This is a genomic window from Alcanivorax sp. HI0083 (assembly GCF_001635175.1).
Genome location: NZ_LWFX01000206.1, coordinates 1 through 583, shown reverse-complemented (window position 1 = coordinate 583; position 583 = coordinate 1). Strand labels below are relative to the sequence as shown.

At 59.7% G+C, this 583-nt stretch carries 1 protein-coding gene; it reads right to left on the bottom strand.

Translation table 11 applies throughout. The annotated features are described in order from the left end of the window. The coding region (locus A3754_RS02205; RefSeq protein WP_304439775.1) for a hydantoinase/oxoprolinase N-terminal domain-containing protein at window positions 1-431 on the bottom strand (431 nt) is incomplete at its 3' end. Window positions 432-583: the final 152 nt, after the last annotated feature.

Genomic DNA, 583 nt, shown 5'->3' with positions numbered 1-583 from the left:
GTGGCAATGTGGGCGTCGGTGAGCGGTGTCACGGGGTGGCCGGCGGCATCCAGCCGTGCCGGGCAGCCGAGCGCGGGCAGCAGGCTGACCGCAGAGGCGTTGCTGGGGGGCGTCAGATTGTAGAGTTCTGGCCGGTTCTGGCGGCCAATGCGGAGAATGTCCTCCAGCCCTTCATTGGTAATCAGCAGTGTGCGGGCGCCCTTGCCTTCCAGGGCCGCGTTGGTGGCCACGGTGGTGCCGTGAACAATGGCTAACTGCCCGCTGGCCATGGCATCACTCAGGCCAAGCTCCGTGATGCCCTGCAGGATGGCCCGCTCCGGGGATGAGGGTGTGGACAGCACTTTGTGGATGCGCGGTTCACCGTCGCCCAGCAGAACAAAATCAGTAAAAGTGCCGCCGGTATCGACGCCGAGCCAGTAGGAAACGGACATATCAGTTGACAGTTAACAGTTGAAAGTTGACAGCGAAAGACAAAAAAACTGGCAGCAAGGTAACATAGCTGGCGCCAGCGCGCCCTTCGCTGTCAATTGTCCACTATCAACTGCCAACTGATTGTCTTATGCCTGAATTACCTGAAGTGGAA